Raw genomic sequence first — 19,514 nt, forward strand, 5'->3', positions numbered from 1 at the left:
ACCTCTCGATAACGCTCTTTTAGTATCTAGCGGTGTTGGACTGATTAGCTCCCACGGCAAAGTGTATGAGCCTATACGTGACTGTTATCGCCTTAATTCTGGCGGGATTGGTAAATCTTTACGAAGTGGAGGTGGCTTCTTGCCTTTGCCCTTATTGTAAGCTTTTAACTGATACACATAAGCCAGTACCTGCGCCACTGCCATAAATAGTTTTTCAGGGATCTCATGTTCAGCTTCTGTAGAATAATATATTGCTCGGGCAAGCATGGGAGAAGCGACGATTGGTACATCATTTCCCTTGGCTATTTTTCGAATATGCATGGCCATTTCATCTACCCCTTTGGCAACAAGTACCGGTGCCCGAGTACCATTCTGATCATATTTAAGTGCTACAGAATAATGAGTGGGGTTGGTCACTACCACATCTGCGTTAGGTACTTCTTGCATCATGCGATTCGCTGCAGCTTGATACTGCAATTTACGGATCCTGCCTTTAACTTGAGGATCACCTTCGGCATTTTTTCGCTCTTCTTTGACCTCTTGCAACGACATTTTCATTTCTTTGTTATGCTTATAATGCTGATAAGGCACATCAAACACCGCAATAGGGATCAACGCGCAACACATCAGTAAAAATGCCCAAGAGATCAGATCCAATGCATGAAATAAATTTAGCGGGTAAAGCTCCATATCTAAATGTAGAGCTTCATCTCTAAAGATAACCAGCGCCACATAAGCCATAGCGGCCACCACTACAAATTTCGCAATAGCCTTAAGTAATTCAACCAGACTATTCATGCCAAACATTCTTTTAAAACCCGCTATTGGACTAATTTTTGACGCTTTAGGTGCCGCTCCTTGCCAAGTAAAGTTATATCCTCCAAGAGCAATATTGCCGTATATTCCGGCAATGGTCACAATCAACATATAGGCTAGGACCGGGAAGCTAATGGTTTCAAAAGCAAATCCCCATGCTTGAAACATATGCTTAAAGTCATAAGTTTCATCTCTAGACAGGGTAAAGGTTCGTTGGGTTACCTCGAACAAGGCGCTGGCAATTTCCGCTCCCATAAAAATAAAAGTAAGCGCACTAGAGATCAAAACGAAGGTAGTGGCTAATTCTCTAGATCGGGCTATCTGCCCTTTCTTTTTGGCATCGGATTGTTTTTTTGCGGTGGGGTCTTCGGTTTTTTCATTTGAATCAGCCATGCATCACCCTCCCCTTATTCTTAGCTATTATCATGGACACACCTGAACCAATTGGCACATCATGGTTTGCGCACGATCCCACATCACTTCAAAATGATGGGTTAAGTTATCAAGAGTCAGCCAGATAATAATCAACCCCATAATTTGTGCGATGGAAAAACCGATACTAAATATATTCAATTGTGGTGCTGCTTTGGTCATTACACCGAAGGCTAGATTGACAATTAATAGGGATACGATTGGTGCCAATGACAGGGTCAAGGCAGAAATAAACATCCAACCTGCCCAATGGGCGATATCGCGAAATTGTTCTGGGGCAAACCAAGCTTGACCGATCGGAAAAGCTTCAAAACTCATGACTACCATACGTATCATGGCTAAATGACCATCTAGAGCCCAGAAAAGTAAAGTCGCCAAAATGAGATAAAACTGCCCCACAGCTGGTACGTTAATCCCATTCACTGGGTCGACTATTGAAGCAAACCCTAAACCTGTTTGCATGGCCACCACTTGGCCAGCTAAAACGAAAGTGTTTAACACCATATTGGACAAAAAACCTAGCGCCACACCAATGATAATTTGCTGAATAACCAACAAAAAGGTTCCAACAGAGAAGAGTTCAGCCACTTGCACAGGCGGTATCATTGGCATGATCAACAAGGTCAAAAATAGCGTTAACAGCGCGCGAGTTGTCATAGGCACACTTTTCGCGCTTAACCCAACCATAGACGCAAAAAGTCCAGAAACACGCATAAATGGCAACAACATATCTGCCAAATACTGCATAATTGTAGACGTTTCAATATCCATGACTAACTATTCCGGCGCAAGAATAACATGATTCAACCCACAACTTCAGGAATGCGCTCGACCATTGTAAAAGTGAAGTCCATCAGCTTTTGCACAAGCCAGTGTCCCCCCAACTTAACGCTAACAACGTTACAATTAAGCGAGGCAAAAAACTCATTGTTTGTTCATTGATTGAGGTGGCAGCTTGAAACACAGCGACGATTAAGCCAACAAATAGGCTTGGTAGAATAATGACCGACACCAGTAAAATAACCATATGTAACGCTTCTTTAAGGATCTCAACAAAGACTTCAGGACTCATTCGCTACACTCCCATTCCGAAACTATTGGCCAAGGTGCCAAAAATTAAATTCCAACCATCAACCAACACGAACAACATTAACTTAAATGGCAACGACACGATCATCGGTGACAACATCATCATCCCCATAGCCATTAAAATTGACGCCACGACCAAATCTAAAATGAGAAAGGGAATAAACAACATAAAGCCAATTTGAAATGCAGTTTTAAGCTCGCTGGTCACAAAAGCAGGAATTAACACATTCATTGGTACATCTTGTGGATCTTGAAACTGACCATCCATACCGCCGATTTGAACAAAGGTTTCTAAATCTTTAACCCGTGTCTGTGACAACATAAATTCTCTAAGAGGTTGTTTACCAATTTCATAAGCTTGTAATGAAGTGATTTCTTCATTCAAATATGGCTGTAGCGCGGTTTCATTCATTTTTTCAAATACTGGCGCCATAATGAACATGGATAAAAATAAGCTCACACCAATAAGAATTTGATTGGACGGAGATTGCTGTAAACCTATAGCCTGCCGCAAAATAGACAACACGATAATGATTCGAGTAAACGATGTCATCATCATAATAAATGCTGGCAACAAACTTAATGAAGTCATGATCGCCACAACTTGTAAGGTCATGGTGTAGTCTTGGCTGCCATCTGGGTTATCCGTTAAGGTTAAAGCTGGGATCTCAGGCTGCGAAAATGCCGATACGCTAACCAACAGCAGGATCAATAAAGTTGCGGCTTTCAAGCACGTAAATCTCATGGCTTCTCTCCATTAGCGCGCGGACTATGTTTTGCCGAGTCAGTATCAACGTTCATCGCAGGATTAAGTTTCCCAGCCATGAATAACGACAACTTATCTTTAAACTTTTCACTATTGTTGCTTGGCGTAGTATCTAAGGGGGTAGACAATTTAGCTAAATGATTAATATTGTGAGCCGTTACGCCTAGCAAATGCTGTTCATCACCTACTTCGATGACCAACACACGCTCTCTGGTGCCAGCCATCATCGATGTCACTATTTTTAATTGAGAATGGCTAGATTGAGTGACATTAAACCGACGCATTAAGAACGCGACCATAAAAACCACGCCAATAACTAACAATAAGGAAAGAAAAATTGACACTATTGAAGTGGGATTTGAGTAACTTTCTGGCTCGGCATGAGCCGTAAAAGAGCAGAATAAACATGAAGTTGAAACACTCCAACCCCATGTTTTATATGAAGTATTTTTACCTAAGCTTTTTGATTCTTTCCAGTTGGCTAATAACATCAGTTAATCGAATCCCGAATTTGTCGTTGACTACTACTACTTCTCCATGAGCAATCAACGTGCCATTTACTAAAACATCTAATGGCTCACCAGCAACGCGATCCAATTCAACCACTGAACCTTGGTTTAATTGCAGTAAATTTCGAATACTAATATGACTTCTGCCCACTTCCATAGAAATGGTTACAGGAATATCCAAAATAGTATCCAACTTACGCTTTTCTTTCGGCGTTATCTCATGATCTTCTTCAAGCTCATCTAATTCAGCAACCTCTGCATCCGCACCAAACTCAGCAGAACTCCCTTCTTTTTTAGCTTCTTCATCAGCCTGCTCAGCCATCGCTGCGGCCCAATCATCTAACCCGTCTTCTTCACTCATAACTCAGCTCCATACTCGCTGTAAATAGTTTACAAATCTTCTTCAAGCGTTTGTAATTCGGCGTCGCTATCGATTCTACGACCACCTTTGGTTAACAGTTGCAACTCAGACTTCACTGAAGTAGGTCGCGGAATTTTTTCTACAATCTTTAACGCAAGGTTGTCTCTCGAACGACCCATTTTAGCCCTAAAAGTAGGTAGGTCTTCAATTAACACCGTAATATGTTCAGGCATTTCTATAGGTAAAATATTTCCCGCTTCTAAGTTCATAACATCTTCAAGGGTGATCTCGATATCCATCATGTGCGTAGATAAGCCGACCTTAACATCCATAATTTCGTCGCGTAGTGCTTTACTCCAGCGCAAATCGGTATCTTCTTTATCGCTTTGCACACCAGCATCTAATAATTCACGAATAGGCTCTAACATTGAATAAGGTAATGACACGTGAAAATCGCCACCGCCTCCATCTAGTTCAATGTGAAAAGAACTGATCACTACGACCTCAGTTGGACTGACAATATTAGCCATGGCAGGATTAACTTCAGAGTCTAAATATTCGAATGAAACATCCATAACCGGGGCCCACGCTTCTTTGTAATCTTCAAAAATTAATTTTAGTAACATTTGAATGATACGACGTTCGGTCGGGGTAAACTCCCGACCTTCTATTTTAGCGTGGTAGCGCCCATCTCCACCAAAGAAATTGTCTACCAAGATAAATACCAATCTAGCTTCCATGGTAATTAATCCTGTGCCTTTTAACGGACGAAAACGCACCATATTCAAACTAGTTGGAACAAACAAAGTATGGATGTACTCACCAAACTTTGTCATTTGGATCCCATTAATAGACACCTCAGCAGACCGACGCATCATATTAAACAAACTAACCCGCATATGTCTGGCAAAGCGTTCGTTTACTATCTCAAGCGTAGGCATTCTTCCACGCACAATCCGATCTTGAGAAGAAAAGTCATATTGTGTTGCTAAGCCATCCGACTCTTCATCATTTATTTCTTCTTCTTCAACATCGTCTACGCCATGGAGTAGCGCATCAATCTCGTCTTGGGATAATAAATCGCTCAATCTAATTCTCTCATTTCTGTCATTAGCGTTATTGCATCACAAAACCGGTGAACAATACTTCTTCTACAACTTTACTACCGGTAATTTCAGTCAATACAATTTGCACTTCTTTCAGGGCACTACTGCGAATTGCGGATTTACCCGCTTCTGTTACTAATTCATCAGCATTTGCCGTGCCAAAAACTCTAACTAACGCCCCTTCAATTAAAGGAATATGCATTTTTGCTTTTTCTTCGTTGTCAGACCCTCTCAGCATCAGCTGCACTTTAATTTCAACAATACGCTCTCGTGGTGTACTATGGAGCGTTAAAAACGAAAGGTCTGGGCATAGCGACATACAAAGCCGTTCACTAGCTTCACGCCATTTGCAGCCGAAGCATCACCACCTTCACTTTCTAGGCCAGTCATTTCGGTCGCCGTCGTGGGATCATCCTCTCCCATCAAGAAAAAATAAGCGGCACCACCACCCGCTACCAACACGACAACAGCAATAATAATAACCAGCATTTTGCTTTTTTCTTACCACCGTCTTCTAATTGTAATTCTTCTTCAGCCATGAAATTCTCTTTGTTTAATCAATCTTGCTGTCATTATCCGTTGCTACAAAAAAATGGCAAATAGCTTTACCAAATTTTCTGCCTGCTTGCATAAAATATCACACGAAATAATCAATACCACCTAAGGCGCCATTTACCACTTTCTGTTGAATATCAGTTTGTTCAAGGTTATTTTCGTCTTCCGCGCCCCCCAGTGGCGAACTATTGCCGTCGGCAAGTTGCTCATCACCCTGCTGTGCTTGTCCGTCAGACTCTTGTCTAACAGAGGATTGGCCCAGCTCTATCCCTTTTTCAGCCAACATCTCCCTCAATCTTGGCACCGCATTATCCATTGCGTCTCGGGCTTGTTGAGATTGCACTACAAAATTGACCGATGCCGCTTCCCCTTGCATTGCCACTTTGACATGGACGGATCCCAACTCTGCTGGATCTAATCTAATCTCAGCCACCAAATTTTTTGTGTTGGCTAGCCAACGTACCTTTTCCGCCAACTGCTGGATCCCTTCAGGTTTGGCGATGTTCACCGCTTTTTCAAATTTTGATTCAACTTGGGTCAATTGGCTTTGCTTTATTTGTTCACCCTGGATCTGTGACACTTCTCTTTGTAAGGCATTGTATGTCTGCCCATGCAAATTCGATTGTTGCTCCATCGCTCTATTTAAATTCGCGGCAAAATCTAATACTTGCGAGAAATTACTCAGTACCTGCGCGCTCCCCTCTACGACTGCGCCCGACGTAGCAACTGAGGCAAGTTTATCGATTGAGTCCGTGACTAACGATTTAAGATCAATCCCAGGCTCTCGTCCCTGCGCCAATTGATTTTTAAACTCTGCAATACCGCTTTTTAAGGAAGCGACAAACTCTTTTATCGGTGAAGTAATTGCATGGCTCAGTTCAGATATTTGACTGGACTCCCCGCGAACCGTCGAAGTTTGGGAAATCTGCTCTGTTCCTGCTGCTTTTTCTAACAAGCGCTCGGCTAAATTAGTTAAGACTGAATCCAGCTTATTATCTGGTAACGTAGACAGTGTCAGTATAGGAGAGCTTGATGATTGCTCGCTTGCCACCTGCTTATTCAATGTCACAGCTTCAGATAATAAACTTTCTGCCATTTCCTGTTCTTGCTCAGCAGCAAGCGTCCCTACCCCTTGACTATTATCAGCAGCGCTTGCATCTAAGTTTTCCACCTGCTGCTCAGCGTTAGATTGCCCCTTATTATTTAGCAATTTATCGACAGCTACTTGGGCCGATTCTGACAGTAAATCCCCCAAAAGTGCTTGGTTTTCTTGCTCAGTTAGATCAGGTAGCAAAGAGGCGGTTTCAGCTTCTGCATTATCCGTTTGTTGCTGAGCCTCTAGTGCTCTAGCGTCGGTTTGCTTAGTATTAGCAGTCAGTTCTGATAATTCATCGTTGGCTTGAGAAACACCTGCCACATCAACATTTCCGTCTTGCTTCGTTGTTACACTCTGCAGGCTTTGCGACAGCCAAGGAGAATTGGCAAAGTCGTCCGACGTTTCTATGTTTAAAATCATACTGTCATCCACAGCTTCACTGCTGCTCGGTACTTCAGTTAGTGTGGCACTGTTCGCCGTATCTGTACCTTCACTTTCAGATCCATTATCACTTTCTGAGCCACTATCATTGGCAGATTTACCATCCTCGGTAACCTCTAATTTGTCTGCAGATAGGTTATCAACGAGTGTTTCCATCGCGCTCGGTGTAAGAGGTTCCCCGTCACTAGCTTGCCCTTGTGAAAATTTTTGTAAGTTATCGACTAGAGACACCCACTCTGCAGCGTCACCATCGCCTACGATATCCAGCTTAAGTTTAGGCTTAGCCGGACCTTTAGTTTCCCAAGTAGATTTTGAGTCTGTTTCATTTTGCTTGGACTGTGCATTGTCGAGCGCACGTTTTTGTTCTCTTTGCTCATCCGTCGACTGTTGGCTTAATCTATTTTCTTGTTCGGTAGCCTCTGACTTTTTAGAGGTAGATGAGGTGCTATGTTTTTCTGCCGTTGACGAGCCCGAATGCGCCCCCTGTTTGTGACTCGCTTTTTGTTGCTGTAACAGTTGTTCAAACTCTTTATTGGAATTTGAATCAGACCCAAACAGTCGCTCCGCTTGTGTATTATTGGTAGCGGTATTCATTGCCGAATTAGCGGCCGTGTTGGCATTTACGGCAACTTCTGATTTTGTGGTGGCAACTTGTTGCATCATTCTAATTACATCCTTTGGTTTTAAAACAAAACGATAACTAACTGTTTTAAAACACTAAATTAATATTAGCATGGTGGGGGCTTAAAAAATCCATACTGTACTCTGTCACCAATTAGTCATTTTCTTATCTGACTTTAGGCTCTAGGTTGAAATAGAGCAAAGACCATTCCAACTTATAAACATATTAATCATTTATTTTATAGCATGCTGACAAACTGGGGCATTAAAGGCGAATGTGGATAGTATGATTAAGCTTTGTTGCGAATAAATTTCTGTAAGGTGAGCTCGTCTAACATTATTTGTTCTTGCTTCGCTTCTCGTTGTTGTTGAGCGATGTTTTGTTTTTCTATCAGTAAATCTACTGCTTTGCGTTTTTTCTGCTGCTGTAGCCATTGAGACTTACGCTGATCGGCAACCAAGGCAGATTGCGCCACTTGCTGCATTTGCAACTCACACGCTTTATCTAATTTACCAATAAATTGTTGATGCTGATTAAAGGTTAAACTGCCTATGCCTTGCTTCGCCTTAACTTGAGCTTGGCGTAAATAGTCTAATCGGTAGTTTTCTAAACCCGATAACTTTTGCTTATTTTCTTGAGCGTAATTCTGAGCAATTTGAAAGTCTTGCGCCAGCTTTTGTTCTTTTTGGCGCTCCCAGTCTGCGACCAGTTTTAGTTGAGAATTAGCCATAACGTTAACCTGTTCCTAATCCGCCGCTCAGTGCTGACATGGCGGCTTCACTTTGTTCAAAATCGAGAATTTGATGCATACCTTGTTGCAAAAATGCATTAATTGCCGGTTCGGCGGTAATCGCTAAATCCAATCTAGGATCGGTGCCTTTGGTGTAAGCGCCAATCGTAATGAGATCTTTATTTCTCTGATAATTTGAGTAAACCTGCCGAATACGTCGGGCACTTTGCTCATGCTCTTTAGACACTACCATTGGCATCACGCGGCTAATAGAGGCCTCTACATCAATAGCCGGATAATGCCCTGAGTCTGCTAAGGCTCGAGATAGCACTATATGCCCATCTAAAATCGCTCGGGCTGCGTCAGCAATAGGATCTTGTAAGTCATCCCCTTCGGTTAATACCGTATAAAAGGCGGTAATAGAACCTTGATTTTCACTACCATTACCGGCTCGTTCAACTAACGCTGGTAATCGAGCAAAAACCGAAGGCGGATAACCCTTAGTGGCAGGAGGTTCACCCACTGCTAATGCGATTTCTCGTTGCGCCATCGCGTAACGAGTAAGAGAGTCAACTAACAATAAGACGTTGAAACCTTGATCCCTAAAGTACTCGGCGATGGTCACCGCTGTTTCGCAACCTTTTAAACGCATCAATGGCGATGTATCAGCCGGTGCGGCTACCACAACAGACTTCTTTCGTTCCTCTTCACCTAAAATATCCTGAATGAATTCCTTTACTTCTCGGCCACGTTCACCTACTAGCCCCACCACTACGACATCAGCTTTTGTTCCTCGGGTCATCATGCCCATGAGTACGCTTTTACCTACTCCGGAACCGGCAAATAAGCCCATTCGTTGTCCCGACCCCACTGTGACCATTGCATTGATCGCTCGAACGCCAACATCCAGAGGTTGGGTAATGGGTTTACGAATTAATGGGTTCATGGGAGGGCGAGTCAAAGGAACACGCTTTTCTGTTTTGATCGGTCCAAGGCCATCTAAAGGTTGACCATTACCATCAACAACTCGGCCTAATAATTCCATGCCAACCGCGAGTCCTTGTTCTCGATTTAGTGGCTGAACTCGAGAACCCGGCACTATGCCTTTTACCGCTTCAGTGGGCATTAAATAGGTAATATCTTCGGCAAACCCTACCACCTCAGCTTCAATTTCACCGTCGACGGTTTGGACTAAACATTGACTTCCAACAGGCATTTGGCACCCTACCGCCTCCAGTGTTAGGCCAATACCTCGAACTAGCTTGCCACTGGCCACAATCGGCGACTGAGGTACTTGTTCTTTTAGCGTTTTAATTCGGTCGAGTAAGGTTGCACTCATGATTTACGCTTCCCCTGAACCTGCGTGGGCCAAACCTTGTTCCAATAGAAACTTGTCTAGTACATCTTTTACGCGGCGTTCTACACTAATGTCTACCGCATTTGACTGAGTGACAATTTCACAACCACCAGCCGACAACTGCGGCGCTTCTACCAATTGCCAATTGTGCTTAGCTATTTCGTCTTCACTAAAATGATCTTTAATCATAATAATGTCATCAGGGTTGAGATGAATTTGGTAGCACTTTTCTTGAATCGGCAGCGCTTTCAAGCCTTCTCGTAGCGCTTGAAAAATAAGATCTGAATTGGTTTTCACTTCACTTCGAATGACCCCGCGGGCTAAGCTGACCGCCAACAAAACAAGCTCTTTTTCTAACTCGTCATCCACTTTTTCAATTGGTTTATGTAGGCTATCAATTAACTGTATCCAATGTGCTAAATGTTGCTTAGATTGCTCTTCACCAGATGATAGCCCTTGTGCGGTGCCTTCTTCGATACCTTGAGCTAAACCTGCCTCTTTGCCTTCTGCAAAGCCTTGTTCGTAACCTTGTGCCTGCCCTTCATTTCTGCCTAGTGTTAATCCTTCAGCATGAGCAGCCGCACGAATAGCTTCGATTTCTTCGGCCGTTGGCGGCAGAATTTCAACTTCTTCTTCAGGAGGCTCATATTGCCAGTTAGCACGACGATTTAACGCATTAGTCGTTTCGGCTTCTCCTGGTGATTTTTCTTCGCCTACAAAGGGTAATTCCCAGGGTATGACTTCATCTTTGTCATTTTCTTGTTCATTTGTCATAACAGCCACATATGCCTTATTAGTGTGATTCTACAAGAATTCATCACCGCCACCGCCGCCTAACATGATTTCTCCTGAATCAGCTAAGCGCCGGGCAACAGACAAAATTTCTTTCTGCGCGGTTTCAACTTCGCTAATACGGACAGGTCCCATGGCTTCTAGATCGTCAATAAGCATGTCTGCTGCTCGTTTCGACATGTTTTTAGTAATTTTGTTTTTCAGATCCTCTTCTGCACCTTTTATTGCTTTGAGTAAGGCATCTTGTTGTACTTCTCGTAGAATCGCTTGTATAGCCCGATCATCTACGTCTGCAAGGTTATCAAAAACAAACATGAGGTCTTGGATCTGTTGACTCATCTCTTCGTCTTGCTCACGAATGGCATCCATTAATTGACCTTCAATGTTGGTATCTAGGTAGTTCATAATATCTGCAGCAGACTTCAAACCACCCATTTTGGCAGCTTGCGTACCCGCTTGACCGGCAAATTGTTTTTCCATAATTTCGTTCAACTCTTGCAATGCCGCTGGTTGTACTTCTTCTAAGTTGGCCACTCGCATCATCAGATCAAGACGTACTTTTTCTGGGAACTGACTAAGGATCTCAGCAGATTGCTCGGCATCAAGATAAGACATAACAATGGTTTGTATTTGTGGATGCTCATTGCGAATAATGCTGGCCACTTGCTTGGAGTCCATCCATTTCAAAGAATCTAAGCCTTTCGCCCCAGAGCCCATTAATATCTGATCAATTAAATTAGCTGCTTTATCTTCACCTAAGGCAGAGGTCAGTGCGCGTTTTACGAAGTCTGTGCTTTGGAAGCCAATGGTGCTGTAGTTTTGAATTTCTTCAATAAAGTGTTTATGAACAGCTGTGATTTTGGCCTGTGTCATGTCTTCAATTTGAGCCATAGCTTGCCCTAACTTTTGCACTTGCTTGGGCTCTAAATGCTTTAGAATTTGCGCCGCATCGTCTTCTGTCAAACTTAATAACAAGATCGCCGCTTTATCTACGCCTTCTAATTTACTGACGTCATAGCCAGCTTCTTCCACTTTTTCTTCTTCAGCCACAACTTAGCCCTTAATCCAAAGAGATGTCATCATGCTTAGACTATTCATCTAACAACATCCAATTTTTTACAACTTGCGATGATAACTCAGGTTCATTGGCCACCAATGCACGTACTGCTTTTAAAACATCTTCATCTTTGTGCAGGTCAGGTAACATGAAGGTACCATCTGCGGCAAACCCTACTTGCGCATCATCAAATTCTTCAGCCAGTAAACTGATCGTTTCCTCGCCCAGATCTAAGCCCTCGTCGGCGTCATCTTCATTCACTTTGATTTCATCTGGATAAATTAGTTTACGGACCATCGGTCTGACAACAAATATTATCAACAAGGAGATAATAAATAAGCCACCACCTAATTTCAGCATAGGTAAAAATGTCGGATCTTCCCAAAATGGTAAGTCTTCAATAACCACATCATCAAGACGGTTAAAGGGAATACTCACCACCTCGAGGGAGTCGCCACGGGTGACGTCAAAGCCAATGCCTCCTTGCAATAACCTGCGAATATCTAGTAATTCGGCTTGTGTCCTAGGGACGCTGGTAACCGTACCGTCAGCGGCCACACTGTTAACATAATCAAGTCCCACAGATACACTTAGTCGTCGAATCACGCCTACTTGCTGCTTAGTGTGACTGACCGTGGTATCTAATTCGTAGTTGCGGGTCTCTTCTTTATGGTTTCTGGCGTAACGGGCTGCCGGCTGTCGGTTGCCGCATTTTCTGGAATATTTGAGTCCAGAGGGGGTTGATTTGTTAACGCTCCAGGAATGCCGGCAATGACTCCGCCTATACTATTATCTTCTACCGTCATTTCACTACGTACGGCTGGAAGGTCAGGATTATAGCTACGTTGAGTTTGTTCAACTGTTGTAAAATCCATAGTGACATCGGCTTGAGCCGTGTAATTGCCTAAGCCAAGAACCGGGATCAGAATTGAGTCTATTTTTTCAATGTAAGCTTGTTCACGCTTCTTCTCTATTTCATATTCTTTGCGAGATCGCGCAGCTTCTGCCCCCTGAGATCCAGAGTTTAATAGTCGGCCATTGCTGTTAGACACCGTGACTCGGTCAGGCTCTAATCCTTGTACAGCTGAGGCCACAATATCAATAATAGAATTCACTTCTCCTGTTGAGATGATGGCACCTCGTCTTGGTGTCACCACTACTGTAGCACTGGCTTTTTTCTCTCTACGAGCGAAAACATTTTCTTTAGGGAGGGCTAATAAGACTTTGGCTCTCGAAATTGTGCTTATTTCTTCAATAGTACTGGCGACTTGTTTTTCTCGAGCGTGTTTAAGACGTTCTTTTTCAACGCGCTGGCTAACACCAAACCCCATATCTTGCATGATAATTTCAGCGCCGCCCGACTCAGTTTGCGTTAAACCTTGTCTAGCTAAGCCTAATTTAATGTTTTGATATTCATCGCTGGCAACTTTAATCGTATTCCCTTCTAACAAGTAATCAATTTGTGCTTGATCCAAATAATCTAGGGTTTCAATTAACTCTTGGGTTTCCATTGTTGCCAAAGGACGATAATCAGGCTCTTGCGCCCACATTAATATAATGAAGGCAATGGCAGTACATATGACTAATGCAGCGACAATCGTAACCTGACGAACTAAATCGGTGTTACCTACCGCTTCCATAAACCCAGATTTTTGTTCCGCTACTGAATCGTCTGCATAAACATCAGAATTCATATCAGATACGGCTAGTTCTGTACTCGCTGCTTCAGCCACTTGCTAACTCCTAAACCGGCATATTCATGATTTGCTTATATGCGTCTAGTACTTTATTTCGTACTTGGATCGTCGCTTCAAATGCAATACTTGATTTTTCTTTGGCTACCATAACATCGGCCAAACTGAGACTTTTGTCACCCATTTCAAATGCCATGGCTTTATCTTTAGCTTCTAACTGCATACTGTTTACTGTATCTAATGCATTCCCCAGTAAATCAGCAAAGTTCTGTGAAGAGGGGTTACCTTGGATGGCCGCTGGTTGGTCCAAATCCATTTTAGTTTGAGCGGCCATACTTTGCATTTCTTGATAAATAGACTGTGCTTTTATGTCCATTTGAATACTCCCATAACCTTTGACTAATTGCGCTAATTACCCTGATACTAGCAAGGTAGATGCCAAACCAATAAAACCCACAAGATAAATAAATTTATCCATATATAACAATTAGATATGCAAACACCATAGGGTAGAAAAAGCGTCATAATATTGACAAAAGCGCCAGTTTAAAGACAAAAAAAGTCGCCTACATTGGCGACTAAAGGAGTACTACACACACATACTTGAACAAACTAGGCTGGTAACTCAATACCAATCTCGCGCATTTTAGCTAATTTGTATCTTAGGGTACGAGGACTGATCCCTAAACGCTCAGCCACGTCTTTTCTGCGGCCCTTACAACTTTGCAACGTATCTAAAATAATTTGATGCTCTTGCTGACGCAATTCCGAACCAAGCTTACTGTTATCTTCCTCAATACTCATGACATCAGGTGTTTGAGGAGCATTACTAAGATCTTGTTCTATCATCAAGTCTTGCGCATCAATTTTATCACCATCAGCAAGGATCAGCGCTCTTTGAATAACGTTTTCTAACTCACGCACATTGCCTGGCCAATTGTGCTGCAATAATTTACTGCGACCTGCAGCATTAAGTTTAGGAATAAAACAGCCTTGTTTTTGACAATGGCGCTCAATTAAGTGCTCGGCCAATGGCACAATATCTCCCGCTCGCTTATCCAGTGGTAACCAAGTCAAAGGGAATACATTTAGGCGATAATACAGGTCTTCTCGGAACTCGCCAGCGTCAACTGTTTGCTTGATATTGCGGTTACTCGTTGCGATCACTCTCACATCTAAAGAAATTGTCTTACGACTACCTAACCTTTCGACTTCTTTTTCTTGCAACACCCTTAGTAACTTAGCTTGCAAACTCAAGTCCATCTCACTTATTTCGTCTAGCAAAATAGTGCCGCCTTGTGCTTGTTCAAATTTTCCAGGGCATGCTTGTAAGGCGCCAGTAAAAGCCCCCTTGTCATAGCCAAATAAAGTCGCTTCCAACATATTTTCTGGAATAGCGGCACAATTTATTGCTACGAACGGTTTTTCGCTACGCAGAGATTGGTCGTGAATATACCTAGCCAACACTTCTTTACCGGAACCACTAGGTCCTAAGACCATGACCGTTGCTTCTGAGCGAGCCACTTTTTTAGCAAGTTCGAGTAATTGAATACTGCTAGGATCATCGACTATAGGGGTTCGTGATTCTACTTTTTGTGCTGGCGCATATCGTCCAACCAGATTAAGTAGCACTTCTGGCGCGAAAGGCTTAGACAAATAATCTGTTGCCCCATCACGCATTGCTTGTACTGCATCATCAATTGTGGCGTATGCAGTCATTAACAAAATAGGTAAGTTAGGATATTTTACTTTGATATTCTTGAGCAAGATCAAGCCACTCATTCCGCCCATTTGGATATCGCTCACGACCAAATCAATACTTTGTTCAGATAATTTTATTAACGCTTGCTCGCCGCTATCGGCTTCAACCACGCTATAACCCCCTAACAATAATGTATCAACTAGGGCCTCTCTGAGACCAGCGTCATCTTCGACTATTAGAATGTTTGATTGAGTCATGGTTTAGCTCCTTAAAATATCGGCTGTAAACGATGTGGATGAGTTAGCAATGCTGGCTGTTGCTTGCGTGTGTTTTGACAAGTTGGTATCTAAAATAGGCAAGCAAATAGTAAAACAAGCTCCCCCACTTTCTAAGTTGCTCACCTTTGCTTGCCCTTGATGTGATTGCGCAACACTTTTAACCACAGCCAACCCCAAGCCAGTGCCATTGCATTTGGTGGTATAAAAAGGTTCAAACACTTGTCCATTTATTGAATTTTTGATACTCTGGGCCATTATCAGCAACCGACAGGTTCACCCAATTGGGCCGTGTTTTATCAATCTTGGCTGACAAAGCGATAACAGCATTGTTGGGGATAATCTCTAAGGCGTTCTGAATCAAATTTTGTAATGCACCTGCAAGTGCGGTTTTATTACCTAAAATATATACATCAGGATCGGGTAAGGTAACCAGTAGTGATGCATTGTGACTTTGCACCATGGCGTCACTTCCCTGCTTAACCTCATTGATTAGACTTTGCAGCGATACTTCTTGCACCACTTGCTCTTTACCGCTTTTAGCAAACAATAACATGTCATTCACTTGGCTTTCTAAATCGCGCAAACGAGACATTAGCTTTTCACTAAATTTGTCGCGGGAATCGTTGTTTAAATTGCCGTTGGATAAGTTTGCCGCATATAACATAGCAGCAGATAAAGGCGTACGAATTTGATGTGCTAACGATGCGACCATTTTCCCTAAAGAAGACAGTTTTTGCAGATGGCCAATGCGTTGTTGTAGCTGCCTTGTTTCGGTCAAATCGGTTAAAACAATAAGCTGTCCTAGCTCTTTCAGCAACGGCGTGATCGACAGTTTAACCTTACGCCCATCATGCAACGAAACTTCATGTCCATCATCTGCTTGAGGTTTAAAAGAGCGCAATATAATGGTTCGCCACAACTGTCCTTCAAGAGGTTTACCCAATAAGTCATTGGCTAAATCATTTGATTGTCTCACGACACCTTTGCCATCAACCACCACTACACCTGCTGGCATTACTTGCAGTAAGTGTTCCAACCGATTGGCCTAGGATCGCAAAGACTCCAATTCATCAGCATCCACCTCTGGATGTGCTTTGTGATACAACTCGTTAATCGGCGCAGCGTGAATGCCCGTAGATGAATGTAGATCTGTGTCAAACAACATATTTGGTGTCCCCATATATTCCTCGTGTCAAAACTTAGACAGAATAATTACAATGAGACTAAAGCACATCTTGTGCCAATTAAATTTTTGTTTATTTTCAGTAAGTTAAAATAATATTTTGGATTTTAGAACGTCAATCTAATGACATTTTTGGAAAATTTATTAGGCGAGAACCACAAAATTAGCAGCAAGCTGCATTCAAAAGCGCTGAAATGACAAGGCGTACCAACCGATTATGGCGCCGTGACCTTAAGCCCACGGCTCAAAGTAAGAGAATAATTGGAGCGAAATAATTAGCGCCAACACAGCACCACTCCATGTTTAATAGGGAAGCTCGTAAAGGTAGAAAATGGAATTAGACTTTACTAATATCGTATTTACGCATTTTCTCGACTAGAGTTGTACGCCGCATACCTAACGCATCCGCCGCGCGGGCAACCACCCAGTCTTGTTGGTCTAAGGCTTGGGTGATCAAGCTAACCTCTAATTCCGAAATATACTCTTTTAAGTTAAGTCCATCGTTTGGCAACTCGGTTGATGAATTATGCTCAGCATGAAACTCTTGCTCGCTGTCATTCCCGCTTCCACCAAACACCGCATTAATTGCATCGCGCTCAAGTAGCTCTTCTGGATAATCTGGCTCATAAGACTCAACATCTAGATGTCTGTATTTACTAGGTAAATCTGTCATATCCACGAGTCGATTTGGATACAGAATCATCAGTCTTTCAACTAAATTAGACAGTTCACGAACGTTACCCGCCCACTTGTGCTCCATTAACGAGGTCAATGCATTTTCGGTAAACTTTATCCGTGCATTGTCTCCCTCTAAGCGAGAAACTAACTCTTGTAATAAAAGCGGAATATCTTCTTTTCGCTCTCTTAGCGCTGGACTGTCGATAGGAAAAACATTTAATCGGTAGTATAAATCTTCCCTAAACAGCCCTTCTTCTATCATACTCTCTAAATCACGATGGGTAGCAGCGATAACCCGAACATCACATTTAATAGGTTTAGTTCCCCTACCCGTTCGTATGTTCGCTCTTGCAACACCCTTAATAACTTGACTTGCATTTGCAGAGGCATATCACCGATTTCATCTAAAAACAACGTGCCGCCTTCAGCCAGTTCGAAACGGCCTTTTCGGGCGCTAACAGCTCCAGTAAAGGCGCCTTTTTCATGACCAAATAATTCGCTTTCTAACAGTTCACCTGGAATAGCACCACAGTTTACCGGGACAAAAATATTATCGGTACGATTAGATAAAAAGTGTACATTGCGAGCAATTACCTCTTTTCCTGTACCCGACTCACCTAGCACTAAGACATTCGCTTCGGTTGGTGCAACTTGTTCAATCAGATGCCTAACATTTTGTATCTCGTTACTTTTACCAACCAAGCTACGGAATAGCCGCGTTTTATTGTTTGCGCTGGTTTTGGTCGATGGTTGCCGTCTTTTATATTCTTGACAGCGATGTAACATTTGAGTCAAAACAGGATAAGTAACAGGCTCGTCTACCGCCCCAACAATATTACCTTTAGTTTTAAATACTTCTATATTACCGACAAAAATAAAAGGTTGGCGTGGAAATTTTTCACTGATATCTGACGCTAGTTCATAATTAGATGCATCTATCAACACAGCATTCGCTTCTCGTTGATTTTCTAAAGTAGAAATAGCAGACGAGAATGTAACGCTAGTAGAAATTTCACCTAAAAAAGCTAAAATAGTCGTTAGATTATTTGCTCTCACTTCATCAGAACTAATAATCAAAATATGACCCATACCACCCTCAGCTTTGCATTGTTGATTATAATTACCTGTAATGTAACGATTTTAACCATTCAAGGCTGGATAGCAATAGCATTTGAAGTAAATTGTTTAGCTTATTTTGGGCAAATAAATTATTCGCCTTTATCAATCAACAAAAAAAGAGCGGCAAAGCCACTCTCTATACTCAAACTTTTTACTCAGCTTCCTATCAAAACCAAACAACCGTAAAATGATGAAAACCGTTTGGCTGGTGTCTTTCAATTCTAGGTATGCCCTTGCAACCCTCAGCTTAACTTTCGTCGCGATAAAACACAGAAGCAATTTATCCCTAAAGTGTCAAATACTACCCATTTAATAGGGACAGAACTTGCCCAGCTTGTTGATTAGCGGCACTTTGTACAGCAATATTCGCTTCGCTTAATATTCCTGCCGCTACATTTTCAGATGTGGCCTGTGCATAATCAGTGTCTTGGATCCGACTGCGCGCGGCGGCTACATTCACATCTGTTTGTTGAAGGTTACGCGCCGCACTTTCAAATTGGTTTTGGGTTGCCCCTAAATCAGCCCGTGCACTACCGACAAATTCTATTGCACTATCGGCGGCAGTTAACGCATCTTCAGCACCTTGCGCTGTACGTAAATCAACATTCAATATATCACTTAATCCCGAAGCAACATCTTGGGTTTGCACGGCGATTTTTTGCCCTGCATTGGCGCCAACTTGAAAGTCGATATTGCTGCCGGTGCTCAATAATGACTTTCCACCAAACTCAGTTTGCTCGATAGTTTGCGAAATATTCTCTTGTAATTGACTGACTTCTGCTTGAATAGCATTGCGATCTGAATCGCTCAGTAAGCCATTTCCTGCTTGTACTGATAATTCGCGGATCCTATTTACATCGTTATTAATCCCAGACAAACCGCCTTCAGCAACCTGTGCCAAAGAGATACCATCATAGGCATTGGATATAGCTTGACGAGAACCTTCCACTTGCGAGGTTAAACGATCAATAATTTGCTGGGCCGCCGCACCATCGGCAGCACTATTAATACGCTTGCCAGAAGACAGTTTCTCCATAATAGATTCTTGCTTGTTTTGCACTTGTTGTAATAAAGAAGTGCTCGCACTACTATCAAATGAAATCATGATTTTTTCCTCAGCTAAGTAGGCAC

Annotated in this window: 16 protein-coding genes and 5 pseudogenes; all 21 read right to left on the reverse strand. The window is 42.5% G+C overall.

Annotation, left to right across the window (positions count from 1 at the left end):
- Positions 1-84: 84 nt before the first annotated feature.
- Positions 85-1,209, reverse strand: a complete 1,125-nt coding sequence (gene flhB, locus RS130_RS18965) for a flagellar biosynthesis protein FlhB (RefSeq protein ID WP_316027213.1) — start codon at positions 1,207-1,209, stop codon at positions 85-87.
- 30 nt (positions 1,210-1,239) lie between these two features.
- Positions 1,240-2,019 carry a flagellar biosynthetic protein FliR gene (fliR, locus tag RS130_RS18970; protein WP_316027214.1) on the reverse strand — a complete coding sequence of 260 codons (780 nt, stop codon included), beginning with the start codon at positions 2,017-2,019 and terminating at the stop codon, positions 1,240-1,242.
- 32 nt (positions 2,020-2,051) lie between these two features.
- Positions 2,052-2,320: pseudogene (fliQ, locus tag RS130_RS18975) on the reverse strand (flagellar biosynthesis protein FliQ).
- Positions 2,321-2,323: 3 nt separating this feature from the next.
- Complete coding sequence (gene fliP, locus RS130_RS18980) at positions 2,324-3,082, reverse strand: flagellar type III secretion system pore protein FliP (protein WP_316027215.1); 759 nt, start codon at positions 3,080-3,082, stop codon at positions 2,324-2,326.
- Entirely contained in the window at positions 3,079-3,594 is a 516-nt protein-coding gene (gene fliO, locus RS130_RS18985; protein WP_316027216.1) for a flagellar biosynthetic protein FliO, read from the reverse strand. Before fliO ends, fliP begins: the two co-directional genes overlap by 4 nt.
- Entirely contained in the window at positions 3,554-3,973 is a 420-nt protein-coding gene (fliN, locus tag RS130_RS18990) for a flagellar motor switch protein FliN (RefSeq protein ID WP_316027217.1), read from the reverse strand. The genes fliO and fliN overlap by 41 nt, the downstream gene beginning before the upstream one ends.
- A 29-nt stretch (positions 3,974-4,002) precedes the next feature.
- Positions 4,003-5,061: a flagellar motor switch protein FliM gene (gene fliM, locus RS130_RS18995; protein ID WP_316027218.1), complete on the reverse strand. Its 1,059-nt coding sequence runs from the start codon at positions 5,059-5,061 to the stop codon at positions 4,003-4,005.
- Between the two features lie 28 nt (positions 5,062-5,089).
- Positions 5,090-5,618 (reverse strand): annotated as a pseudogene (fliL, locus tag RS130_RS19000) (flagellar basal body-associated protein FliL).
- 98 nt (positions 5,619-5,716) lie between these two features.
- Positions 5,717-7,834 carry a flagellar hook-length control protein FliK gene (locus RS130_RS19005; RefSeq protein WP_316027219.1) on the reverse strand — a complete coding sequence of 706 codons (2,118 nt, stop codon included), beginning with the start codon at positions 7,832-7,834 and terminating at the stop codon, positions 5,717-5,719.
- Between the two features lie 248 nt (positions 7,835-8,082).
- Entirely contained in the window at positions 8,083-8,523 is a 441-nt protein-coding gene (gene fliJ, locus RS130_RS19010) for a flagellar export protein FliJ (protein WP_316027220.1), read from the reverse strand.
- Between the two features lie 4 nt (positions 8,524-8,527).
- Positions 8,528-9,862: a flagellar protein export ATPase FliI gene (fliI, locus tag RS130_RS19015; protein WP_316027221.1), complete on the reverse strand. Its 1,335-nt coding sequence runs from the start codon at positions 9,860-9,862 to the stop codon at positions 8,528-8,530.
- A 3-nt stretch (positions 9,863-9,865) separates the two neighbouring features.
- Positions 9,866-10,654, reverse strand: a complete 789-nt coding sequence (gene fliH / locus RS130_RS19020) for a flagellar assembly protein FliH (protein WP_316027222.1) — start codon at positions 10,652-10,654, stop codon at positions 9,866-9,868.
- A gap of 30 nt (positions 10,655-10,684) precedes the next feature.
- Positions 10,685-11,722, reverse strand: coding sequence for a flagellar motor switch protein FliG (fliG, locus tag RS130_RS19025; protein ID WP_316027223.1), 1,038 nt, complete (start codon positions 11,720-11,722; stop codon positions 10,685-10,687).
- Positions 11,723-11,762: 40 nt separating this feature from the next.
- Positions 11,763-13,462, reverse strand: a pseudogene (gene fliF / locus RS130_RS19030) (flagellar basal-body MS-ring/collar protein FliF).
- Between the two features lie 10 nt (positions 13,463-13,472).
- Positions 13,473-13,799 carry a flagellar hook-basal body complex protein FliE gene (gene fliE / locus RS130_RS19035; protein ID WP_316027224.1) on the reverse strand — a complete coding sequence of 109 codons (327 nt, stop codon included), beginning with the start codon at positions 13,797-13,799 and terminating at the stop codon, positions 13,473-13,475.
- A gap of 236 nt (positions 13,800-14,035) precedes the next feature.
- Positions 14,036-15,382 (reverse strand): sigma-54-dependent transcriptional regulator, encoded by a 1,347-nt coding sequence (locus tag RS130_RS19040; RefSeq protein ID WP_316027225.1) that lies wholly within the window; start codon positions 15,380-15,382, stop codon positions 14,036-14,038.
- A 3-nt stretch (positions 15,383-15,385) separates the two neighbouring features.
- A pseudogene (locus RS130_RS19045) lies at positions 15,386-16,448 on the reverse strand (sensor histidine kinase); the annotation flags it as partial.
- Entirely contained in the window at positions 16,449-16,583 is a 135-nt protein-coding gene (locus RS130_RS23930; RefSeq protein WP_428982811.1) for a hypothetical protein, read from the reverse strand.
- A 340-nt stretch (positions 16,584-16,923) separates the two neighbouring features.
- Positions 16,924-17,526 carry an AAA-type ATPase lid domain-containing protein gene (locus tag RS130_RS23935; RefSeq protein ID WP_428982871.1) on the reverse strand — a complete coding sequence of 201 codons (603 nt, stop codon included), beginning with the start codon at positions 17,524-17,526 and terminating at the stop codon, positions 16,924-16,926.
- Positions 17,527-18,353 (reverse strand): annotated as a pseudogene (locus tag RS130_RS23940) (sigma-54-dependent transcriptional regulator); the annotation flags it as partial. It abuts the gene before it with no gap.
- 331 nt (positions 18,354-18,684) lie between these two features.
- A complete protein-coding gene (locus RS130_RS19055; RefSeq protein ID WP_316027226.1) occupies positions 18,685-19,488 on the reverse strand; it encodes a flagellin N-terminal helical domain-containing protein in 804 nt (267 codons plus the stop codon).
- Positions 19,489-19,514: the final 26 nt, after the last annotated feature.

Origin of the sequence: Paraglaciecola aquimarina (assembly GCF_032464635.1) — a bacterium.
Taxonomy (GTDB): Bacteria; Pseudomonadota; Gammaproteobacteria; order Enterobacterales; family Alteromonadaceae; genus Paraglaciecola; species Paraglaciecola aquimarina.